Raw genomic sequence first — 17,886 nt, 5'->3', positions numbered from 1 at the left:
GGCGGAAGCGAACTTCCGAAAGAAATTAGTACAGACGAGTGCGGCGTGCGTTTTCGCGAGCCAGTTTCTTGGCGTGACGCTTAACAGCAGACGCTTTAGCGCGCTTACGCTCAGTCGTTGGTTTTTCATAAAACTCACGACGACGAACTTCCGCCAGAACACCTGCTTTCTCGCAAGAACGCTTGAAGCGACGCAGTGCTACGTCGAAAGGCTCGTTTTCACGTACTTTAATTACCGGCATGTAACTCTTACCTCGATAAATTCGGTTTTGCTGCTGACTGCGGCGCCAGCACTTTTAAAATGGTGCAGCATTTTACTCCAGCCGTAGCCGAGTTGTAAAGCACCATGAACAATTTAGAACCAACAGAGACATATGCCATCGCGGCTGCCGGTTTTTTCAGGCCGTGGAGTATAGCGCACTCTTTGTGCGACAGAAAAACACTTTTTCCTGGCAAAGTCGTCCAGCGTGTGATTCGCCTGTGCTACACTGCGCGCCGCAAGAAGAGGGTGATAAAAGCTATGCGAGTTCTGGGTATTGAAACGTCCTGCGATGAAACCGGCATCGCGATTTATGACGATGCATCCGGTCTGTTGGCGAATCAATTATATAGCCAGGTCAAACTGCACGCCGATTACGGTGGCGTAGTGCCCGAACTGGCCTCACGTGACCACGTGCGTAAAACCGTTCCGCTGATTCAGGCTGCGCTGAAAGAAGCCGGATTAGCCGCAAAAGACATTGATGCCGTGGCCTATACCGCCGGTCCAGGTTTGGTCGGTGCGCTTTTAGTGGGCGCCACTATCGGCCGTGCACTGGCGTTTGCGTGGAATGTGCCTGCGGTGCCTGTGCATCATATGGAAGGCCATCTGCTGGCGCCGATGCTGGAAGAGAATCCACCGGCGTTTCCGTTTGTGGCACTGCTGGTGTCCGGCGGTCACACGCAGTTGATCAGCGTCACGGGTATTGGTGAATACACTTTGCTGGGTGAATCGATTGACGATGCGGCTGGCGAAGCTTTCGATAAAACCGCCAAACTGCTCGGTCTGGATTATCCAGGCGGGCCGATGCTGTCACGCATGGCGCAGCAGGGCACGCCGGGTCGCTTCAAATTCCCGCGCCCGATGACCGATCGCCCAGGTTTGGATTTCAGCTTCTCGGGTTTGAAAACCTTCGCCGCCAACACCATTCGTGAACATAACGGCGATGAGCAGGCGCGTGCCGATATCGCTCGTGCTTTTGAGGATGCTGTGGTGGATACGCTGATGATCAAGTGCAAACGCGCGCTGGAGCAGACCGGCTTTAAACGCCTGGTGATTGCCGGTGGTGTCAGCGCCAACCGTACGCTGCGTGAGCGTATGGCCGAGATGATGCAAAAGCGCGGTGGCGAGGTGTTTTATGCACGCCCGGAGTTCTGTACTGATAACGGCGCGATGATTGCCTACGCTGGCATGGTGCGGCTGAAAGGCGGCACACGCGGTGGATTGGGCGTCAGTGTCCGGCCACGTTGGCCACTGGCCGAATTGCCCGCCATCTAAAACGAAAAAACCGGCATCGCGCCGGTTTTTTTATTTCTTCTTTTTCCGCTTCCAGATCTTATTTTCCTGCCCGCGCCACAGGCGCTGGATGTTGTCGTGATGACGCAACAGAATCAAACAGGAGAGCATCGAAACCGGGAAGGTAAACTGCGGTTTGAACCACCACACGTAGAACGGGGCAATCAGCGCACTGACAATCGCACCCAGCGAGGAGTAGCCGCTCAGCAGCACCGTCAGCAGCCAGGTGCCGGTCATCAATCCCGTCAAATCCCAGCCAATGGGCGCGATCGCACCGAATGCGGTTGCCACGCCTTTACCACCACGAAAACGGAAAAACACCGGATAGATATGGCCGAGACAGGCGGCAATCGCGGTTAAGCCGAGATACATCGGCGTGACGTGCAGCAGATAGGCGATCCACACCGGAATCATCCCTTTTGCCACATCGAAGATCAGTACCGCAGCCGCAGCGGCTTTACCACCAATGCGCAACACGTTGGTCGCACCAGGGTTGCCGGAGCCGGCGGTACGCGGATCGGGTAAGCGCGCGAGTTTACAAACCAGGATCGCACTGGAAATCGAGCCGCAAAGATACGCGAAAATAATCATACCAAGCGCGATAGCACTCATAGCCTCGTACCGTTCCTTTTGGGTCGTTTTGTTCTCGATAAGCGTGGATAATACGCATAATCCGCCGGAAGTGGTATCCGGCTTAGCCAAAAACAGAGACTGACATCATGGATATCGTATTTATAGAACAACTCACCGTGTTCACCACCATTGGCGTTTACGACTGGGAACAGGGCATGCAGCAGAAGCTGGTGCTCGATGTCGAAATGGCGTGGGACAACCGTCGTGCTGCGGTGAGTGACGATGTGAACGACTGTCTGAGCTACGCCGATGTCACCGAGGTTATCCTCAATCATCTGCAGGGCCAGCGCTTTGCCCTGGTCGAACGCGTGGCGGAAGAAATTGCCGATCTGTTGATGAATCGTTTCAAAACGCCCGGTGTGCGCATCAAGGTCGGGAAACCTGGCGCGGTGGCCCAGGCAGCGACCGTTGGCGTGCGTATCGAGCGCGGGACTATTCCTAAATAAATCATCCGTGATTGCCATCACAATGAAACCAAACCAAATTATGGTGTGTCTCACTTGAGGCCGTTGCGCTAACGGACGCGAACTTGCCGATTTTCTTAAGGTTTCCTTCAGCGTGGCGCAGGCATAATTTTAGGCGGTAGCACCTTGCGACCGCCTTTTTACTGTTTAAAACGGATAGAGGAAAAATTTTGATGGCAGATATTCACCAGCTTTGGGTTGCTGCAATCCTGGGGGTTGTGGAAGGCCTCACGGAATTCCTGCCGGTCTCTTCTACGGGCCATATGATCATCGTTGGCCATCTGTTGGGCTTCGAGGGCGATAAAGCTGAAACCTTTGAAGTCGTCATTCAGCTGGGTTCAATTTTAGCGGTAGTGGTGATGTTCTGGCGTCGCCTGTTCGGACTGATTGGTATTCACTTCGGTAAAGAGCCGCATGAAGGCACTGGAACCGGGAAACTGACCCTGATTCACATTTTGTTAGGTATGGTTCCGGCGGTGGTGATTGGCTTGCTGCTGCACGATCAAATCAAAAGCCTGTTTAATCCGATTAACGTGATGTACGCACTGGTCGTCGGCGGCGTGTTGCTGTTGGTGGCTGAGTACTTCAAACCTAAACAGCCTAAAGCGGTAGGTATCGATGATATCACTTACCGCCAGGCGTTTATGATTGGCTGCTTCCAGTGTCTGGCGCTGTGGCCGGGCTTCTCGCGCTCGGGTGCCACCATTTCTGGCGGTATGCTGATGGGCGTGAGCCGTTATGCTGCATCAGAGTTCTCATTCATCCTTGCGGTGCCGATGATGATTGGTGCCACCGGATTGGATCTCTACAAGAGCATGGGCTTCCTGACCATGCAGGATTTCCCAATGTTCGCCGTCGGCTTCGTGACCGCCTTTATCGTGGCTCTGCTGGCGATCAAAGTGTTCCTGGAACTGATTAAACGTATTTCGTTTGTTTCGTTCGCTATCTATCGCTTTATTGTGGCGGCGGCGGTTTACGCCATCTTCATGTAAGCGCGGCGTGCGGCCGGTTATGCTGGCCGCACGTTGATCAACCCATCCTGCACTGCCATCACCCGACGACGCGTCAACTCTTCCCGCACGGCTGGTCCTTTAAAACCTGCTGCAACCACATCCTTCGTTGGCACCGCCTGAGCCAGCGCAAACGCCTGACGCAGATAATCGCCTTGTGGATAGGCCATGCTTTCCATTCCGGTGCGACCACGCGCATCGGCTTCGCTGGTCAGTGCCATCTTCTCTACGCGATCGGGCTTGCGCCATGCATCAATGCGATCGAACAGGGCAACCAGTGATTCCGCTGACTGGCGTTCAATGGTGTGGACGATATCGTGGAATTCGGTGACGATTAACGCCAGATCGCGCACCTGATTGGGCACGCGCAGCCGCTGGCACAGTGCTTCGACAATCGGCACGCCGGCTAAACCGTGACCATGATGACTCGGCCATTTTTCTGGCGGCGTTAATGCTTTACCGACATCGTGGAACAGCGTGGCAAAGCGCACATCCAGCTCCTCTGACAGTGCGGCAGACATCGTCAGCGTCATTAACGCATGCACGCCGGTATCAATTTCGGGATGCCATTTGATCGGCGCCGGAATGCCGTACAGGTTATCCAGCTCCGGGAACAGCACCTGCAATGCGCCGCAGTCACGCAATACCTGAAAATAGACCTGCGGATTGCGGGTCAGCAGTGCCTTCTCGGTCTCTTTCCACACGCGTTCGGCCGTAAGGTCAGCTAATTCGCCGCTCTCCGCCATCTCACGCATTAAGGCCTGCGTTTCATCCGCGACACGGAAATTGAGGTGGGCAAAACGGGCAGCGAAACGCGCCACACGCAGGACGCGCAGTGGATCTTCGTTAAAGGCGGATGAGACATGGCGCAGGGTGCGTTTCGCCAAATCCTGCTGTCCGCGATAAGGGTCGATTAAGCTGCCGTCGTCGGCCTGCGCAATGGCATTGATGGTGAGATCGCGGCGCTGCAAATCCTGCTCCAGCGTCACGTCTGGGGCAAATTGTGTGACAAAACCGGTGTAGCCTTTGCCATTTTTGCGTTCGGTACGCGCCAGTGCATACTCTTCTCGACTGCGTGGGTGCAAAAAAACCGGAAAATCCCGGCCCACCTGCTGATAACCTTGTGCCAGCATCGCTTCAGGTGTGGCACCGACCACCACCCAATCTCTATCTTTTACCGGCAAACGCAGTAAGGCATCACGCACCGCGCCACCGACCAGAAACGTCTTCACTCAACCACTCCAGAGGCAATGTATTCTGCGCGCCGTGCACGCATGTTGCGTTATTGTTGCATACTTTGGCTAAATATCGGGCACGCCAAAAGGGGCATCTTACGATCCCCTTGAAGAAAAGAACAAATCGGCGTGGCGGTTTTAGTTCATCCAGCGATCGTTTTTCTTGCGGCGCGGCACCATGTGCGGCAGCACCAAACCAAGCAGTAAGCCAACACCTAACACGCCGCCGCCATACATAAACCACTGCATGATGATGGTGCGCTGTTTGTCATCCAACTGGACGTTCGCGGCGCTGACTTTTTTCTGCGCGACAATCAGCTCATTTTTCAGCTTTTGATTTTCCGCTTTCAGGCCGTCAATGGTGCCGTCGCTGTTCGCCACTTTACTCTGCATTTCAGAAGTACGCTGATTCCAGCTGTTGTCGATATTCGCCAGCTTAGCGGTGAGATCTTTGACCTGTTGCTCCAGCTGTGGCACGCGAGTGCGCAGGCTCGGTTCGGCACTCAACTGGGACAGTGGGATCCAGTTGGTTTTCCCTTCGGCATCACGAATCTGGCCATATTGGGAATCGTTGTTGACCTGCAACAGGGTGACTTCCTCTCCGGCATTCAACTTGCCAATCAGGCGATATTGATCGCCCGGGCCGCTGCGTACCCAAGTGGATAATTCATCGGAGATATAACGCTTTTCGTCAGCAGCATGAACGGGGGCGATGGCGCTAAATGCCAGCAAAGAAAGGGCAGCAAGTGTGATTTTTTTCATTCGATGTCGTTTTTTCTTAATGGCGTAAAATTACCGGCACAGTCTGGAGACGCTTCTCAAAAATCTGAATGAGAACTATCCTGGTCTCAATCTGGTGCGAAAAGGGTCGTAAAAGCACAAGAAAGCGGAGACAGCGGGCTTCCGGTGCATTACTCTTCGCCAGATTAAACTCGTAAGTGCCAGCAGCGTATTGAATAAAAAATTATGACCATCGAAATCGAATTAAAGTTCATTGCCACACCACAAGCCGCCGAAAAACTCGGTGAAACCCTTGCCGCGTGGCCACATCAGCACTTCGCCGCACGCGAGCTGACCAACATCTATTTTGAGACCGATGACAATCAGCTACGTCGTTGGGACATGGGCCTGCGCATCCGCGGTGTCGATCAGCGTTATGAGATGACGCTGAAGGCCGCCGGCAAAACCGTGGGCGGTCTGCATCAGCGCCCGGAATATAACGTCGACCTCACCGAGCCAACGCTGGATATCGCCCAGCTGCCGGCTGAAATCTGGCCAGAAGGCACCGATGTGGCGGCATTACAGCAGCGCCTGCAACCGCTGTTCAGCACCCATTTCCAGCGTGAAGCCTGGCTGGTGCAGTTTGGTGAGAGCGAAATTGAAGTGGCGTTTGATCGTGGAGACGTTGCCGCAGGTGAATTGAGCGAGCCGCTGTACGAAGTGGAGCTGGAGCTGAAAAGCGGCCAGCGCGCCGACATGCTGAAGTTCGCTGAAGCCTTGATCACCGCAGGCGGCCTGCGCCTGGGCAGCTTGAGCAAAGCCGCGCGCGGTTATCAGCTGGCTCAGGGCAATCCTGCCCGTCCGCTGCGTGCATTAGCGCTACAAAAAATCGGCGCTAAAGCCACGGTAGAGCAGGGCATGATCAACGCGATGACCGCCGGTCTTAACCAGTGGCAGTACCATGAAGAAGTGTGGCTGCGTGGAAATGCCGATGCCAAAGAAGCGGTGATGGATGCGCTGGAAACCCTGCGACAGGCGTTCTCGCTATTTGGTGCGCTGGTGCCGCGCAAGGCGAGCAGCGATCTGCGTCAGAAGCTGACGCGTCTCGATGAGCTGTTAGCAGATGCAGAAATTGATGCGGAAACCGCCTGTTTTTCTGCGGTCTCTGTCGAAGCCCAGTTAGCACTTACTCACTGGCTGGTGGAGTCGCAATGGCAGAACTGGCTGGATGATAAGAGCAAAAGCAAGCTGCAAGGTTCGTTCAAACGCTTCAGCGACATCATGCTCAGCCGTATTGCTGCCGATCTGCGTGAGACCTTTGTCGACGTGCAGCTGTTTAACGAATTTCAGGACAAATCCACGCGCCTGAATCGCCAGCTGTTAGCGGTGCATCTGCTGGCAGGGGCTTATCCAGCGGAAGAGGTGAATGTCTGGCTGGCAGGCTGGCAGGAGCTGCAGCATGCGATTCGCATCCAGCAGGAGCGCGGGTTGATTCAACTGGTTAATCTGGCCATTCGGCCATCGCCGTTCTGGCTGAATAGCGGAGTGAAACGCTAAGTCGGACGCACAATCGAATCAGGGAGGGAAGATGTTGTTACCGTTACCGGCGCTGATGCAGGCGCAGTTAGCTATCGTGGCCGAGCGCCTGAATATGCCGCCTTCCGCCTTTACGGCAGAGCAGGCGGGCGCGCTGACCTTTAGTGACTTTATCGTTGATAACCTGCAGCAGCATCCGGAGTTGTGGCAACAGCTCCAGCAGCAACCGCCTCTACCAGATGAGTGGCAACACTACAGTGCCTGGCTAAATCAGGCGCTGGCGGGCGTGGAAAATGAAACTTCCCTGATGCGCGAACTGCGCCTGTTCCGCCGCCATATGTTGGTGCGTATAGCGTGGATGCAGGCGCTGCAACACGCCAGCACTGAACAGAGCCTGACGCAACTCAGCACGCTGGCGGAGATCCTCATCGCTGCCGCTCGTGATTGGGTGTGGCAGGATTGCAGCCGCGATTTCGGCACGCCGTGCAATGAAGCCGGTGAAGCGCAGCCCATGCTGATCCTTGGCATGGGCAAGCTGGGCGGCGGCGAACTCAACTTCTCTTCCGATATCGACCTGATCTTTGCCTGGCCGGAAAACGGCGTGACGCAAGGTGGCCGTCGCGAACTCGATAACGCTCAATTCTTTACCCGCATGGGCCAGCGCCTGATTAAAGTGCTGGATCAGCCTACCGTGGATGGTTTCGTCTATCGCGTGGATATGCGCCTGCGCCCGTTTGGTGACAGTGGACCGCTGGTGCTGAGCTTTGCTGCGCTGGAAGACTATTATCAGGAGCAGGGCCGCGACTGGGAGCGTTACGCGATGGTCAAAGCGCGCCTTATGGGCGACGACCAGGGCCACTGGAGCCAGGAACTGCAGCAGATGCTGCGTCCGTTCGTCTATCGCCGCTACATCGATTTCAGTGTGATTCAGTCACTGCGTAACATGAAAGGCATGATTGCACGTGAAGTACGGCGTCGTGGCCTGAAAGACAACATCAAACTCGGCGCGGGCGGCATTCGCGAAACCGAATTTATCGTGCAGGTGTTCCAGCTCATTCGTGGTGGACGTGAGCGCTCACTTCAGCTCCGTTCCCTGCTGCCAACGCTGCAGGCCATCGGTGAACTGGCTTTGCTGAGTTCGGCGCAGGTGGAACATTTGCGCGGGGCCTATCTGTTCCTGCGTCGTCTGGAAAACCTGCTGCAAAGCATCAACGATGAGCAGACGCAAACGCTGCCGGAAAACCCACTCGATCGTCAGCGTTTAGCCTGGGCGATGGGCGCGGCGGACTGGGATGCGCTGATGGCGCAGCTTGAACAGCAGATGGCAGGCGTGCGCAGTATCTTTGATGAACTGATTGGTGATGATGCGCCAGACGTTGACGATCAACCGCAGCTGGCTGAATTCGCAGGCTTGTGGCAGGACACGCTGGAGGAGAGCGATCTCATTCCTGTCGTGCCACAGCTGAACGAAGCGCAACGTCATGCGCTGTACGAATCGCTCAACAGTTTCCGCCAGGATGTCAGCCGCCGTACCATCGGTCCGCGTGGACGTCTGGCGCTTGATCAACTGATGCCGCGCCTGTTGAGTGAAGTCTGTCCACGCGAAGATGCCGATGTGGTACTGGGTCGCCTGACGCCGCTGCTGCTCGGTGTGTTAACCCGCAGCACTTATCTGGAGCTGCTGACGGAATACCACGGCGCACTTCGTCATCTGATCCGCCTGTGTGCCGCCTCGCCGATGGTCGCCAGCCAGCTGGCACGTTATCCGCTGTTGCTGGATGAACTGCTCGATCCCGCCACGCTGTACCAGGCGACAGCCACCGATGCGTATCGCGATGAATTGCGCCAGTATCTGCTGCGCATTCCTACCGATGATGAAGAACAGCAGCTGGAAGCGCTGCGCCAGTTCAAGCAGGCGCAGCATCTGCGTATTGCCGCTGCCGATATCGCTGAAACGCTGCCGGTGATGAAAGTGAGTGATCACTTAACCTGGCTGGCGGAAGCCATTATCGAATCGGTGGTGCAGCAAGCGTGGCAAATGATGGTGCAGCGCTATGGTCGTCCTTCGCACCTCACCAGCGACAGCGAGCGTGGTTTTGCCGTGGTCGGCTACGGCAAACTGGGTGGCTGGGAGCTGGGTTACAGCTCCGATCTGGATTTGGTGTTCCTGCACGACTGCCCGGACGATGCGGAAACTGATGGCGAACGCGTGATTGATGGCCGCCAGTTTTACCTGCGGCTGGCGCAGCGCGTGATGCATCTGTTCAGCACGCGCACCTCCTCAGGCATCTTGTATGAAGTCGATGCGCGGCTGCGTCCGTCTGGCGCGGCGGGCATGCTGGTGAGTACCTTTGCCGCCTTCGATGATTATCAGCGTAATGAAGCCTGGACCTGGGAACATCAGGCGCTGGTGCGTGCGCGTATTGTGTTTGGTGAGACGTCGCTCTGCGATCGCTTCAATGACATCCGTCGCGGCATTCTTTGCCTGCCGCGTGAGCGTCCTGCACTGCAAAAAGAAGTGCGTGAAATGCGCGAGAAAATGCGTGCCCACCTCAGTAACAAGCACAAAGGGCGCTGGGAGATCAAAACCGATGAGGGCGGCATCACCGATATTGAATTCATCGCGCAATATCTTGTCTTAGGCTACGCGGCAGAGCAGCCTGCGTTGACGCGCTGGTCAGACAATGTGCGTATTTTTGAGTTGATGGCGCGTCAGGAGATCATGGATGCAGAAGAAGCGCAGGCATTGACTCACGCCTATGTCACGCTGCGTGATGCATTGCACCATCTGGCATTGCAGGAGCTGCCGGGGCACGTTGCGCCGGAATCTTTTGCTACTGAGCGGGCTGCCGTGCATCGCAGTTGGCAACGCTGGCTGGCTGCCACCGAATCTGATAGCGCGGAAGCGTAAAATAACGCTTCGCCCTTAGTGACCCGGCCTACAGGAAGGCGCGCAGCCCTCGCACCTGTGGCTCGAAGTCTCATCGGGGTATGTTATTATCCGCACATAATTTTGACCGTAGTCTGGAGTCTTTGGAATGAAAGTAACACTGCCCGCTTTTGGCAAAGCCGCTGTGCTGGTTGTTGGCGATGTCATGTTAGATCGCTACTGGTATGGCCCAACCAGCCGTATCTCGCCTGAAGCCCCGGTACCGGTGGTGAAAGTCGATACCATCGAAGAGCGTCCAGGCGGCGCGGCCAACGTGGCGATGAACATTGCTGCACTGGGTGCTGGTTCGCGTTTGATTGGCCTGACGGGTGAAGACGATGCGGCACGTGTGCTGAGTGAGACGCTGGAAAAGGTCAAAGTCGATTGTGATTTTGTCGCGGTGAAAAGCCATCCCACCATCACCAAACTGCGCGTGCTTTCTCGCAACCAGCAGCTGATCCGCCTCGATTTCGAAGAGGGTTTCGAGCAGGTTGATCCACAGCCTATTCACGATCGTATGCGTCAATCGCTGGCGCAGGCCGGTGCACTGGTGCTGTCAGATTACGCCAAAGGCGCGTTGAGCAGCGTGCAAGCCATGATTCAGCTGGCGCGTGAAGCCAACGTGCCGGTGTTGATCGATCCGAAAGGCACGGATTTTGAGCGCTATCGCGGTGCGACTCTGCTGACGCCAAACCTGTCTGAATTCGAGGCCGTGGTGGGTAAATGCAAAACCGTGGAAGAGATTGTCAGCCGCGGCATGCAGCTGATCGCCGATTATGAGCTCTCCGCGCTGCTGGTCACCCGCTCTGAAAACGGCATGACGTTGCTGCAACCGGGCAAATCGCCGCTGCATCTGCCGACGCAGGCGCAGGAAGTGTTTGACGTCACCGGTGCAGGTGACACGGTGATTGGCGTGCTGGCCGCCGTGCTGGCGGCCGGAGACAGTCTGGAAGAAGCCTGTTTCCTCGCCAATGCCGCAGCGGGCGTGGTCGTGGGCAAACTCGGCACATCAACCGTGAGCACCGTTGAGCTGGAAAACGCTATTCATGCACGTCCCGACAGCGGGTTTGGTGTGATGACCGAAGCCGAGCTTAAAGCAGCGGTGGCGCTGGCGCGTCAGCGCGGTGAGAAAGTGGTGATGACCAACGGCGTGTTCGACATCTTGCATGCGGGCCACGTTTCCTATCTTGCCAATGCACGTAAGCTGGGCGACCGTCTGATTGTTGCGGTAAACAGTGATGCTTCCACCAAACGTCTGAAAGGTGAAACCCGTCCGGTTAACCCACAGGAAAACCGTATGATCGTGCTCGGTGCGCTGGAAGCGGTGGATTGGGTGGTGCTGTTTGAAGAAGATACGCCACAGCGTTTGATTGCAGGTGTGTTACCGGATCTGCTGGTGAAGGGCGGCGATTATAAGCCGGAAGATATTGCGGGCAGTAAAGAGGTTTGGGCGAACGGCGGTGACGTGCGCGTGCTGAACTTTGAAGACGGTATCTCCACCTCTAACATCATCAAGACGATTCGCAGCCACTCATGATGAGCATTGAGATCCCAGAAGATTCGCTGTCATTAAAAGCGAGCACTGGGATTTTCAATGATTCGCAGCCACTCACGGCGAGCACTAAGATTCCAGATGATTCGCTATCACTCACGGCGAGTGAAGAAGCAAGCGTATTCTGACTAAACAGGCGGCCCAATGGCCGCCTGTTGTTGTCTGCGAGCAATGTAAGCTCAGCGAGTGTTTTCGAGCAATATACGCCGCCGAGTCAGCGAATTACTGCGGAGTGTCGATCTTACCCGCCGGGTCCGGTGTCACCACCGCAGGTGCCGGTGCGGCTGGGCTCTCACTCTCCAGTTTTGCCAGGCGCTGTTCCAGTGCGGCCAACTTCTCGCGCGTGCGCAGCAGTACCTGCGTCTGCACATCAAACTCTTCACGATTAACTAAATCCATGCGGGTTAACTGCGCCTGCAATACCTGACGAATTTTCTTTTCGACATCGTCACCAAAGTCGCGAATCCCTTTTGGCATGGCTTCATGGACCTGGCGAGCCAGTTGTTCAATTTTTTTCGTGTCGATCATGATGATTTCCTGGTTGCGGTGGCTGATAACAGCACGTGTTCCGACTCAACAAAGGTTAAGTGTAATGCCTGAAACGAAAAGGTTAAACCTGAATTCCGCATCGCAGTAAATGCAAAAGCATTTGCGCTTTTGTCGATTGCCCGTCCAGATGATTGGCGTTATAGTGACCTCGCTTATTCTCAGGGCGGGGCGAAATTCCCCACCGGCGGTAAATCAGCTTCGGCTGAAAGCCCGCGAGCGCTTTCGCTGCAAAGTGAAAGGTCAGCAGATCCGGTGTAATTCCGGGGCCGACGGTTAGAGTCCGGATGGGAGAGGGTAACGACATCAGCCGGGCTTACGCCCGCGTCACGTTTTTGCCATGTGTAATATTTGCGCACTCCTAAGCACGCCCTGGTTCTGGTAACTCATATATTTTTATAAGGTTTTTTACCATGAATCAGACGCTTCTTTCTGAATTTGGCACGCCGGAACAGCGTGTAGAACGCGCCATCGATGCGCTGCGTAACGGTCGCGGTGTGATGGTGCTCGACGATGAAAATCGTGAAAACGAAGGCGACATGATCTTTGCCGCCGAAACCATGACCGTAGAGCAAATGGCGCTGACCATTCGCCACGGCAGCGGCATTGTCTGCCTGTGCATCACCGAAGAACGCCGCCAGCAATTGGATCTGCCGATGATGGTCGAAACCAACACCAGCTCCTATGGCACCGGCTTCACCGTCACCATCGAAGCAGCGGAAGGCGTTACCACTGGCGTTTCTGCCGCTGACCGCGTCACCACCATTCGTGCCGCTGTGGCAGATGGCGCGAAGCCGAGCGATCTCAACCGTCCAGGCCATGTCTTCCCGCTGCGCGCGCGCGAAGGCGGTGTGCTGACGCGTGGTGGTCACACTGAGGCCACCATCGATTTGGTGACATTAGCAGGCTTCAAACCCGCCGGTGTGCTGTGTGAATTGACCAATGACGACGGCAGCATGGCGCATGCGCCAGAAGCGATTGTGTTTGCCAAACAACACGATATGCCGGTCGTGACGATTGAAGACCTGGTGGCTTATCGCCGCGAGCGTGAAACGCGCCAGGCAAGCTAAACCTCAGTTATCGCCATCAAAAGATCCGCGGCTTTCCAGGCTGCGGATTTTTTATAGCGCTTAAGTACATCTTAAAACCCCATTTTCACCGTCCATTCACTTCGCGATTTCTTATTCAAATTCCCTGATAGAGATCATCACAGTTATCAGCGTTAATCCCGGCACGAAAGCGCGTATCGTAGCGGCTAATAAAGCGACACTTTCGTCAGAGGAACCATCATGAGCCACAACCGTATGCCCGCCCTGTTTTTAGGTCACGGCAGTCCGATGAACGTACTGGAAGACAATACCTATACCCGCGCATGGCAGCATCTGGGTGCAACATTGCCACGTCCGCGCGCCATTCTCGCGGTGTCGGCACATTGGTACACACGCGGTACGGCGGTGACGGCCATGCATAATCCTCGCACCATCCATGATTTTGGTGGCTTCCCGCAGGCGCTGTTTGATGTGCGTTATCCGGCTCCGGGCTCGCCAGAGCTGGCACAGCAAGTGATCGATCTGCTGGCACCGATTGACGTCCATGCCGACCAGGAGTGGGGATTTGATCACGGCTCATGGGGCGTGCTGGCAAAAATGTATCCGCAAGCCGATATCCCGGTGGTGCAGTTAAGTATCGATGGGACGCAATCGGCGCAATGGCACTTCGAATTAGGTCGCAAACTGGCGTCGCTGCGTGACGAAGGCGTGATGATCGTCGCCAGCGGTAACGTGGTGCATAACCTGCGGATGCTTCGCTGGCAGGGTGCCGCCACAAGCTATCCATGGGCAGAAAGCTTCAATGAATTTGTGCGTGAGAATTTGAGCTTTGCCGGTGAAGCAGCAGATCATCCGTTGGTGAATTATCTGCAGCATGAAGGTGCAGAGATGTCCAACCCAACGCCAGAACATTATCTGCCGTTGCTGTATATCCTAGGCGCGCGTGCCGAGGAGGAGTCGATCAGCATTCCGGTGGAAGGGATGGAGATGGGCGCAATCAGTATGCTTTCGGTGCAGGTCAGTTAATGCACTGGCCGCCCGCGTCTGACGGGCGGCACAGCATTTATTCGATAAAGGTATGAGGATAGAAGCGTGACAGATCCTGAGTGATCAGCGCGCGATCTTCACGAATGCCGATACCAGCAGGTTGATCGTCAATCAGCCAGCTACCGATCAAGGTGTAGCTGTCGCCGAACTTCGGCAACGGATGGAATTGCTGGATGATCATTCCCTCTTCGCCGTACGGACCGTCAGCACGGGCGATCTCCTGGCCGTTTTCAATGATGCGAATATTGGCGCCTTCACGTGAAAACAGCGGTTTCACCACGTACTTGTCCATCTGCGGGGCATTTTTGTCGTCGGCAAAGAAGGCGGGCAGCAGATTGGGATGGTCAGGAAACATTTCCCACAGCAGCGGCAGCAGCGCTTTATTCGAGATAATGCTTTTCCACGCCGGTTCTAACCAACGCACACCGGCATCTGCCAGCTTGGTGGAGAACACTTCACGCAGCATAAATTCCCACGGATAAAGCTTAAACAGGTTGCTGATCACCTGATCATGCTGATCGGTAAACTGGCCTCTTTCACCCAACCCAATTTCATCGATATACAGGAATTCATTCGGCAGGCCGGCTTCGGTGGCGCAATCCTGCATATACTGCACTGTGGCACGATCTTCTTCGGTGTCACGGCAGCAGGCAAAGTGCAGCCAGTGAAAACCGTGCTCCTGATGCAACGCGGCAAAGCGCTCAATCAACTTTTCCTGCAGGCTATTAAACTGGTCAATGCCTTGTGGCAGGTTGCCCGCATTAACTTGATCTTCCAGCCAGATCCACTGGAAAAAGGCGGCTTCATACAGAGAGGTCGGCGTGTCGGCGTTATTCTCCAGTAGCTTGGCATCGCCTTTACCGTCCCAGGCTAAATCCAGACGGGAATAGAGCGACGGCTGACGCAGCTTCCACGAGTCTCGTACGAAGTCCCAGGTGTGTTTGGGAATGCAGAAGCGGGTGAGCAGTTCATCACTGTTCACCACTTTTTCCACCGCCTGCAGGCACATCTGATGCAGTTCGGCGGTGGTATCTTCTAATTGCTCAACCTGTGCCAGGGTGAACTGGTAGTAAGCGTCTTCACACCAGTAAGGTTCACCGTACATGGTGTGAAACTGGAAGCCGTATTCGTTGGCTTTTTCGCGCCAGTCCGGACGTTCGCTGATAGCAATACGTTGCATACTACGGCTTAGCCTCCCATCGAGCGGCTGCTGCCAGTGCTGCTGCGATTGGTGCTGGTGGCATTGCTGCGCTGCATGGTGTTTTGTTTCGCAACGGTTTCACCGAAGCCACCACGCGTGATGGTGGAAGTGGTCGCCGGTTTTGGCGCCATCGCGGTTTTCGGCACGTTCATGCTGCGGCCCGACGTTGCGGTACCGTAGTTTTTGCCAGAAGCATCGACAAACTGACCGTTAGCCGGGCTGTTCGGGGTTTTCGGTGAGAACAGCGGTTGCTGCGCAAAGCCCGCGCCGCCGCCCATCATGCGACCCATCATGTAACCGGCCATCAGCGGCATCCAGAAGCTACCGCTCTGCTGCGCTTCGGCATTGTTGGTGCTACCGACACCGGCCTGAGCAGGTGTTTGCTGGCACTGATTCTCACCGAACTCTGCGACGCAATCTTCGCGCGTGGCGTATTTCGGTGCGGTGCGTTCGGCTTCTTTCTTCGCATTGTTATACGCAGTGGTACATTGCGCGCTCTGGCTAGGGTTAGCTTTCGCACAATCATCCGCGTTTTGGTACAGCGATACTGTCTCATCGCTTTGTTCGCAGCCAGCCAGCATAAACACTGCGGTAACCGCGAGTGCCACTGGCGTTAAATGGCGTGCCTGCCAGCTTTTACGAAAAGCGGCATGACGAATATGTTTAGTCCGTTTCATTATTTTCATCCTGTGCCCAAAGGTGGGGCTTAGGATAGGTGATGAGTGGTGGAAAATGAAGCGAGAAGCCGGATGGCTGGGGGATCTTTACGTTGTTATACGTTTGAATGCGAAAGGGGCCGCAAGCGGCCCCTTAAGGGATTAATTACCGAAAGGATTTCCGCTGCTGTGCGCGGCAGCCGGGCGCGCTTTCGCGGCGGCTGAAGGTGCCGAAGTTTTCGGACCATTATCGACACGTGAAGCCTGCTGGCTGTTTTCCGGTGCCACCACTGCAGGTGCGGTGGTGATTTCCTTGCCCAGCGTGCTGTTCAGCTGCTGCAGGTCCTGCTCATTCAACGTACCCAGCGCATATTTGATGTTCAGCTGGTTAATCAGGTAGCTGTAACGCGCATCAGAAAGTTGCTGTTTAGAGTTGAACAGGGTTGTGGTCGCATCCAGCACATCAACGATGGTACGGGTACCCACCTGATAACCGGCTTCCATCGCATCCAATGAGCTCTGAGCAGACACAACGGCCTGTTTGTAAGCATCGATGCTGCTGATAGACGCGTTAACGTTGTTGAACGAAGAACGCACGGTCTGGATCGCACTACGATGTGCGCCTTCCAGCTGTTCGCTGGCGGCAACAAAGTTGTACTGCGCCTGTTTCACCTGCGAAGTCACCGAACCACCGCTGTACAGCGGCAGGGAGAAGCTCAGGCCAACCTGGTTGGAACCCGTGATGGAGTCAGTGGTGCCAGAACTCTGGTTAGCACGGCTGCCGCCATATTTGCTGTTAGACACACCAGTAGAGGCAGTCAGATCCAGCGTTGGCATATGACCAGACTCAGCAGAGCGAATTTGCTCGCGCGCCAGGTCCTGGCTCAAACGTGCAGATAACAGGCTGAGATTGCGGCTTTCAGCCTGCTTCAGCAAGGAAGCAACGGCATCCGGGCGTGCGGTTTTGAAACGATCAATATTCAGTGAAGCCAGTGCCAGATAATCCATACCGGTAATCTGACGCAGCGATTCCACCGCGTTATCAAGGTTGTTACGCGCGGTCACTTCGTTGGCCAGCACGCTGTCGTACTGCGCACGGGCGTTCTGCACGTCAGTGATCGCCACCAGACCCACGTTGAAGCGTTGGGTGGTTTGATCCAATTCGCGGTAGATCGACTGTTTCTGCGCTTCTGTGTAAGAAAGGGTATCAATCGCCTTCAACACGTTGAAATACGCCGTTGCGGTATTCAGAATCAGATCCTGTTGTGCGACCTGATAAGTGACATCCTGAATCCCGGCGGTTTTTTCCTGCAGCGACAGCGCACGCCATTTCGACATATCGAAAATGGTTTGTGTTAATTGCAGAGAAGCGCTGGTCGTGTTGGAATGAAGACCGCTGCTGTCACGGTAACCGTTGTTATAGGTATAATCTGCGCCCAGACCGAGCTGTGGCAATAAAGGGCTACGCGCTTCGTTAATTTTCTCAAAGGCTGCATCACGGTCAGCGGCTGAAGCACGCAGATCCGGGTTGCTAAGGCGCGCCTGCTGGTAAACCTGCAACAGGTTCTCTGCCTGGCTGGCAAGGCTAAATCCGCCCAGGCTCAACCCAATAAAAAGTGGGAGCAGTTTTTTCATTTGCATTCCTTTTGTTGCAGCAAATTGCACTGGTAGTGCTGCAGGTAAGCCAAAAAATAATCGCCGATTCTACAGAGGCGGCGTCAGAGATAAGTTGGCTGAACGTGCCTTCTTCCCCTAAT

Annotated in this window: 16 protein-coding genes and 1 riboswitch; of the genes, 8 read left to right on the top strand and 8 right to left on the bottom strand. The window is 55.3% G+C overall.

The features are described 5' to 3' along the window. Positions 1-25: 25 nt before the first annotated feature. Positions 26-241, bottom strand: coding sequence for a 30S ribosomal protein S21 (rpsU, locus tag AC1MDE_RS06505; RefSeq protein WP_001144069.1), 216 nt, complete (start codon positions 239-241; stop codon positions 26-28). 278 nt (positions 242-519) lie between these two features. Here rpsU and tsaD point away from each other — a divergent pair, with 278 nt between their 5' ends. Continuing rightward, entirely contained in the window at positions 520-1,533 is a 1,014-nt protein-coding gene (gene tsaD, locus AC1MDE_RS06500; protein WP_479399632.1) for a tRNA (adenosine(37)-N6)-threonylcarbamoyltransferase complex transferase subunit TsaD, read from the top strand. A gap of 30 nt (positions 1,534-1,563) precedes the next feature. On the opposite strand, the gene plsY is transcribed toward tsaD, so the two are convergent. After that, positions 1,564-2,163: a glycerol-3-phosphate 1-O-acyltransferase PlsY gene (gene plsY, locus AC1MDE_RS06495; protein ID WP_034828352.1), complete on the bottom strand. Its 600-nt coding sequence runs from the start codon at positions 2,161-2,163 to the stop codon at positions 1,564-1,566. Positions 2,164-2,270: 107 nt separating this feature from the next. On the opposite strand from plsY, the gene folB reads away from it, so the two are divergent. Both folB and bacA read left to right on the top strand, forming a co-directional pair. Next, positions 2,271-2,630, top strand: coding sequence for a bifunctional dihydroneopterin aldolase/7,8-dihydroneopterin epimerase (gene folB, locus AC1MDE_RS06490; RefSeq protein ID WP_034828354.1), 360 nt, complete (start codon positions 2,271-2,273; stop codon positions 2,628-2,630). 191 nt (positions 2,631-2,821) lie between these two features. After that, positions 2,822-3,640: an undecaprenyl-diphosphate phosphatase gene (bacA, locus tag AC1MDE_RS06485; RefSeq protein ID WP_058959467.1), complete on the top strand. Its 819-nt coding sequence runs from the start codon at positions 2,822-2,824 to the stop codon at positions 3,638-3,640. A 17-nt stretch (positions 3,641-3,657) separates the two neighbouring features. Here bacA and AC1MDE_RS06480 read toward each other — a convergent pair whose 3' ends face one another. Together AC1MDE_RS06480 and AC1MDE_RS06475 are read right to left on the bottom strand one after the other, a co-directional pair. After that, a complete protein-coding gene (locus AC1MDE_RS06480; protein WP_058959466.1) occupies positions 3,658-4,890 on the bottom strand; it encodes a multifunctional CCA addition/repair protein in 1,233 nt (410 codons plus the stop codon). Positions 4,891-5,031: 141 nt separating this feature from the next. Next, on the bottom strand, positions 5,032-5,655 hold the full coding sequence (locus AC1MDE_RS06475) for a TIGR04211 family SH3 domain-containing protein (protein WP_034828360.1): 624 nt from the start codon (positions 5,653-5,655) through the stop codon (positions 5,032-5,034). 204 nt (positions 5,656-5,859) lie between these two features. Here AC1MDE_RS06475 and AC1MDE_RS06470 point away from each other — a divergent pair, with 204 nt between their 5' ends. The 3 genes from AC1MDE_RS06470 (at position 5,860) to hldE (ending at position 11,615) form a co-directional block, all read left to right on the top strand. Further along, positions 5,860-7,170, top strand: a complete 1,311-nt coding sequence (locus AC1MDE_RS06470) for a CYTH domain-containing protein (RefSeq protein ID WP_479399627.1) — start codon at positions 5,860-5,862, stop codon at positions 7,168-7,170. A gap of 31 nt (positions 7,171-7,201) precedes the next feature. Then, complete coding sequence (glnE, locus tag AC1MDE_RS06465; RefSeq protein WP_480344393.1) at positions 7,202-10,060, top strand: bifunctional [glutamate--ammonia ligase]-adenylyl-L-tyrosine phosphorylase/[glutamate--ammonia-ligase] adenylyltransferase; 2,859 nt, start codon at positions 7,202-7,204, stop codon at positions 10,058-10,060. Positions 10,061-10,187: 127 nt separating this feature from the next. Beyond that, complete coding sequence (gene hldE / locus AC1MDE_RS06460; RefSeq protein ID WP_480344392.1) at positions 10,188-11,615, top strand: bifunctional D-glycero-beta-D-manno-heptose-7-phosphate kinase/D-glycero-beta-D-manno-heptose 1-phosphate adenylyltransferase HldE; 1,428 nt, start codon at positions 10,188-10,190, stop codon at positions 11,613-11,615. Between the two features lie 237 nt (positions 11,616-11,852). On the opposite strand, the gene ubiK is transcribed toward hldE, so the two are convergent. Next, on the bottom strand, positions 11,853-12,158 hold the full coding sequence (gene ubiK, locus AC1MDE_RS06455) for a ubiquinone biosynthesis accessory factor UbiK (RefSeq protein ID WP_034828368.1): 306 nt from the start codon (positions 12,156-12,158) through the stop codon (positions 11,853-11,855). A gap of 171 nt (positions 12,159-12,329) precedes the next feature. Next, positions 12,330-12,479: riboswitch (FMN riboswitch) on the top strand. Positions 12,480-12,589: 110 nt separating this feature from the next. On the opposite strand from ubiK, the gene ribB reads away from it, so the two are divergent. Together ribB and ygiD are read left to right on the top strand one after the other, a co-directional pair. Beyond that, the gene (gene ribB / locus AC1MDE_RS06450; RefSeq protein WP_034828370.1) at positions 12,590-13,246 is read left to right on the top strand and encodes a 3,4-dihydroxy-2-butanone-4-phosphate synthase; all 657 of its coding nucleotides are present in this window, start codon (positions 12,590-12,592) and stop codon (positions 13,244-13,246) included. A gap of 219 nt (positions 13,247-13,465) precedes the next feature. After that, the gene (ygiD, locus tag AC1MDE_RS06445; protein ID WP_058961942.1) at positions 13,466-14,251 is read left to right on the top strand and encodes a 4,5-DOPA-extradiol-dioxygenase; all 786 of its coding nucleotides are present in this window, start codon (positions 13,466-13,468) and stop codon (positions 14,249-14,251) included. Positions 14,252-14,288: 37 nt separating this feature from the next. Here ygiD and AC1MDE_RS06440 read toward each other — a convergent pair whose 3' ends face one another. From AC1MDE_RS06440 to tolC, 3 genes are all read right to left on the bottom strand, one after another. Continuing rightward, positions 14,289-15,452, bottom strand: coding sequence for a glutathionylspermidine synthase family protein (locus tag AC1MDE_RS06440; RefSeq protein ID WP_480344391.1), 1,164 nt, complete (start codon positions 15,450-15,452; stop codon positions 14,289-14,291). An 8-nt stretch (positions 15,453-15,460) separates the two neighbouring features. Beyond that, complete coding sequence (locus AC1MDE_RS06435; RefSeq protein WP_479399620.1) at positions 15,461-16,150, bottom strand: DUF1190 family protein; 690 nt, start codon at positions 16,148-16,150, stop codon at positions 15,461-15,463. Positions 16,151-16,291: 141 nt separating this feature from the next. Further along, positions 16,292-17,764: an outer membrane channel protein TolC gene (tolC, locus tag AC1MDE_RS06430; RefSeq protein WP_480344390.1), complete on the bottom strand. Its 1,473-nt coding sequence runs from the start codon at positions 17,762-17,764 to the stop codon at positions 16,292-16,294. Positions 17,765-17,886 lie beyond the last annotated feature (122 nt).

The organism is Pantoea folii, from assembly GCF_056678875.1.
Note: the sequence above shows the minus strand (reverse complement) of the source record. Positions and strands in the feature narration are given on the sequence as shown.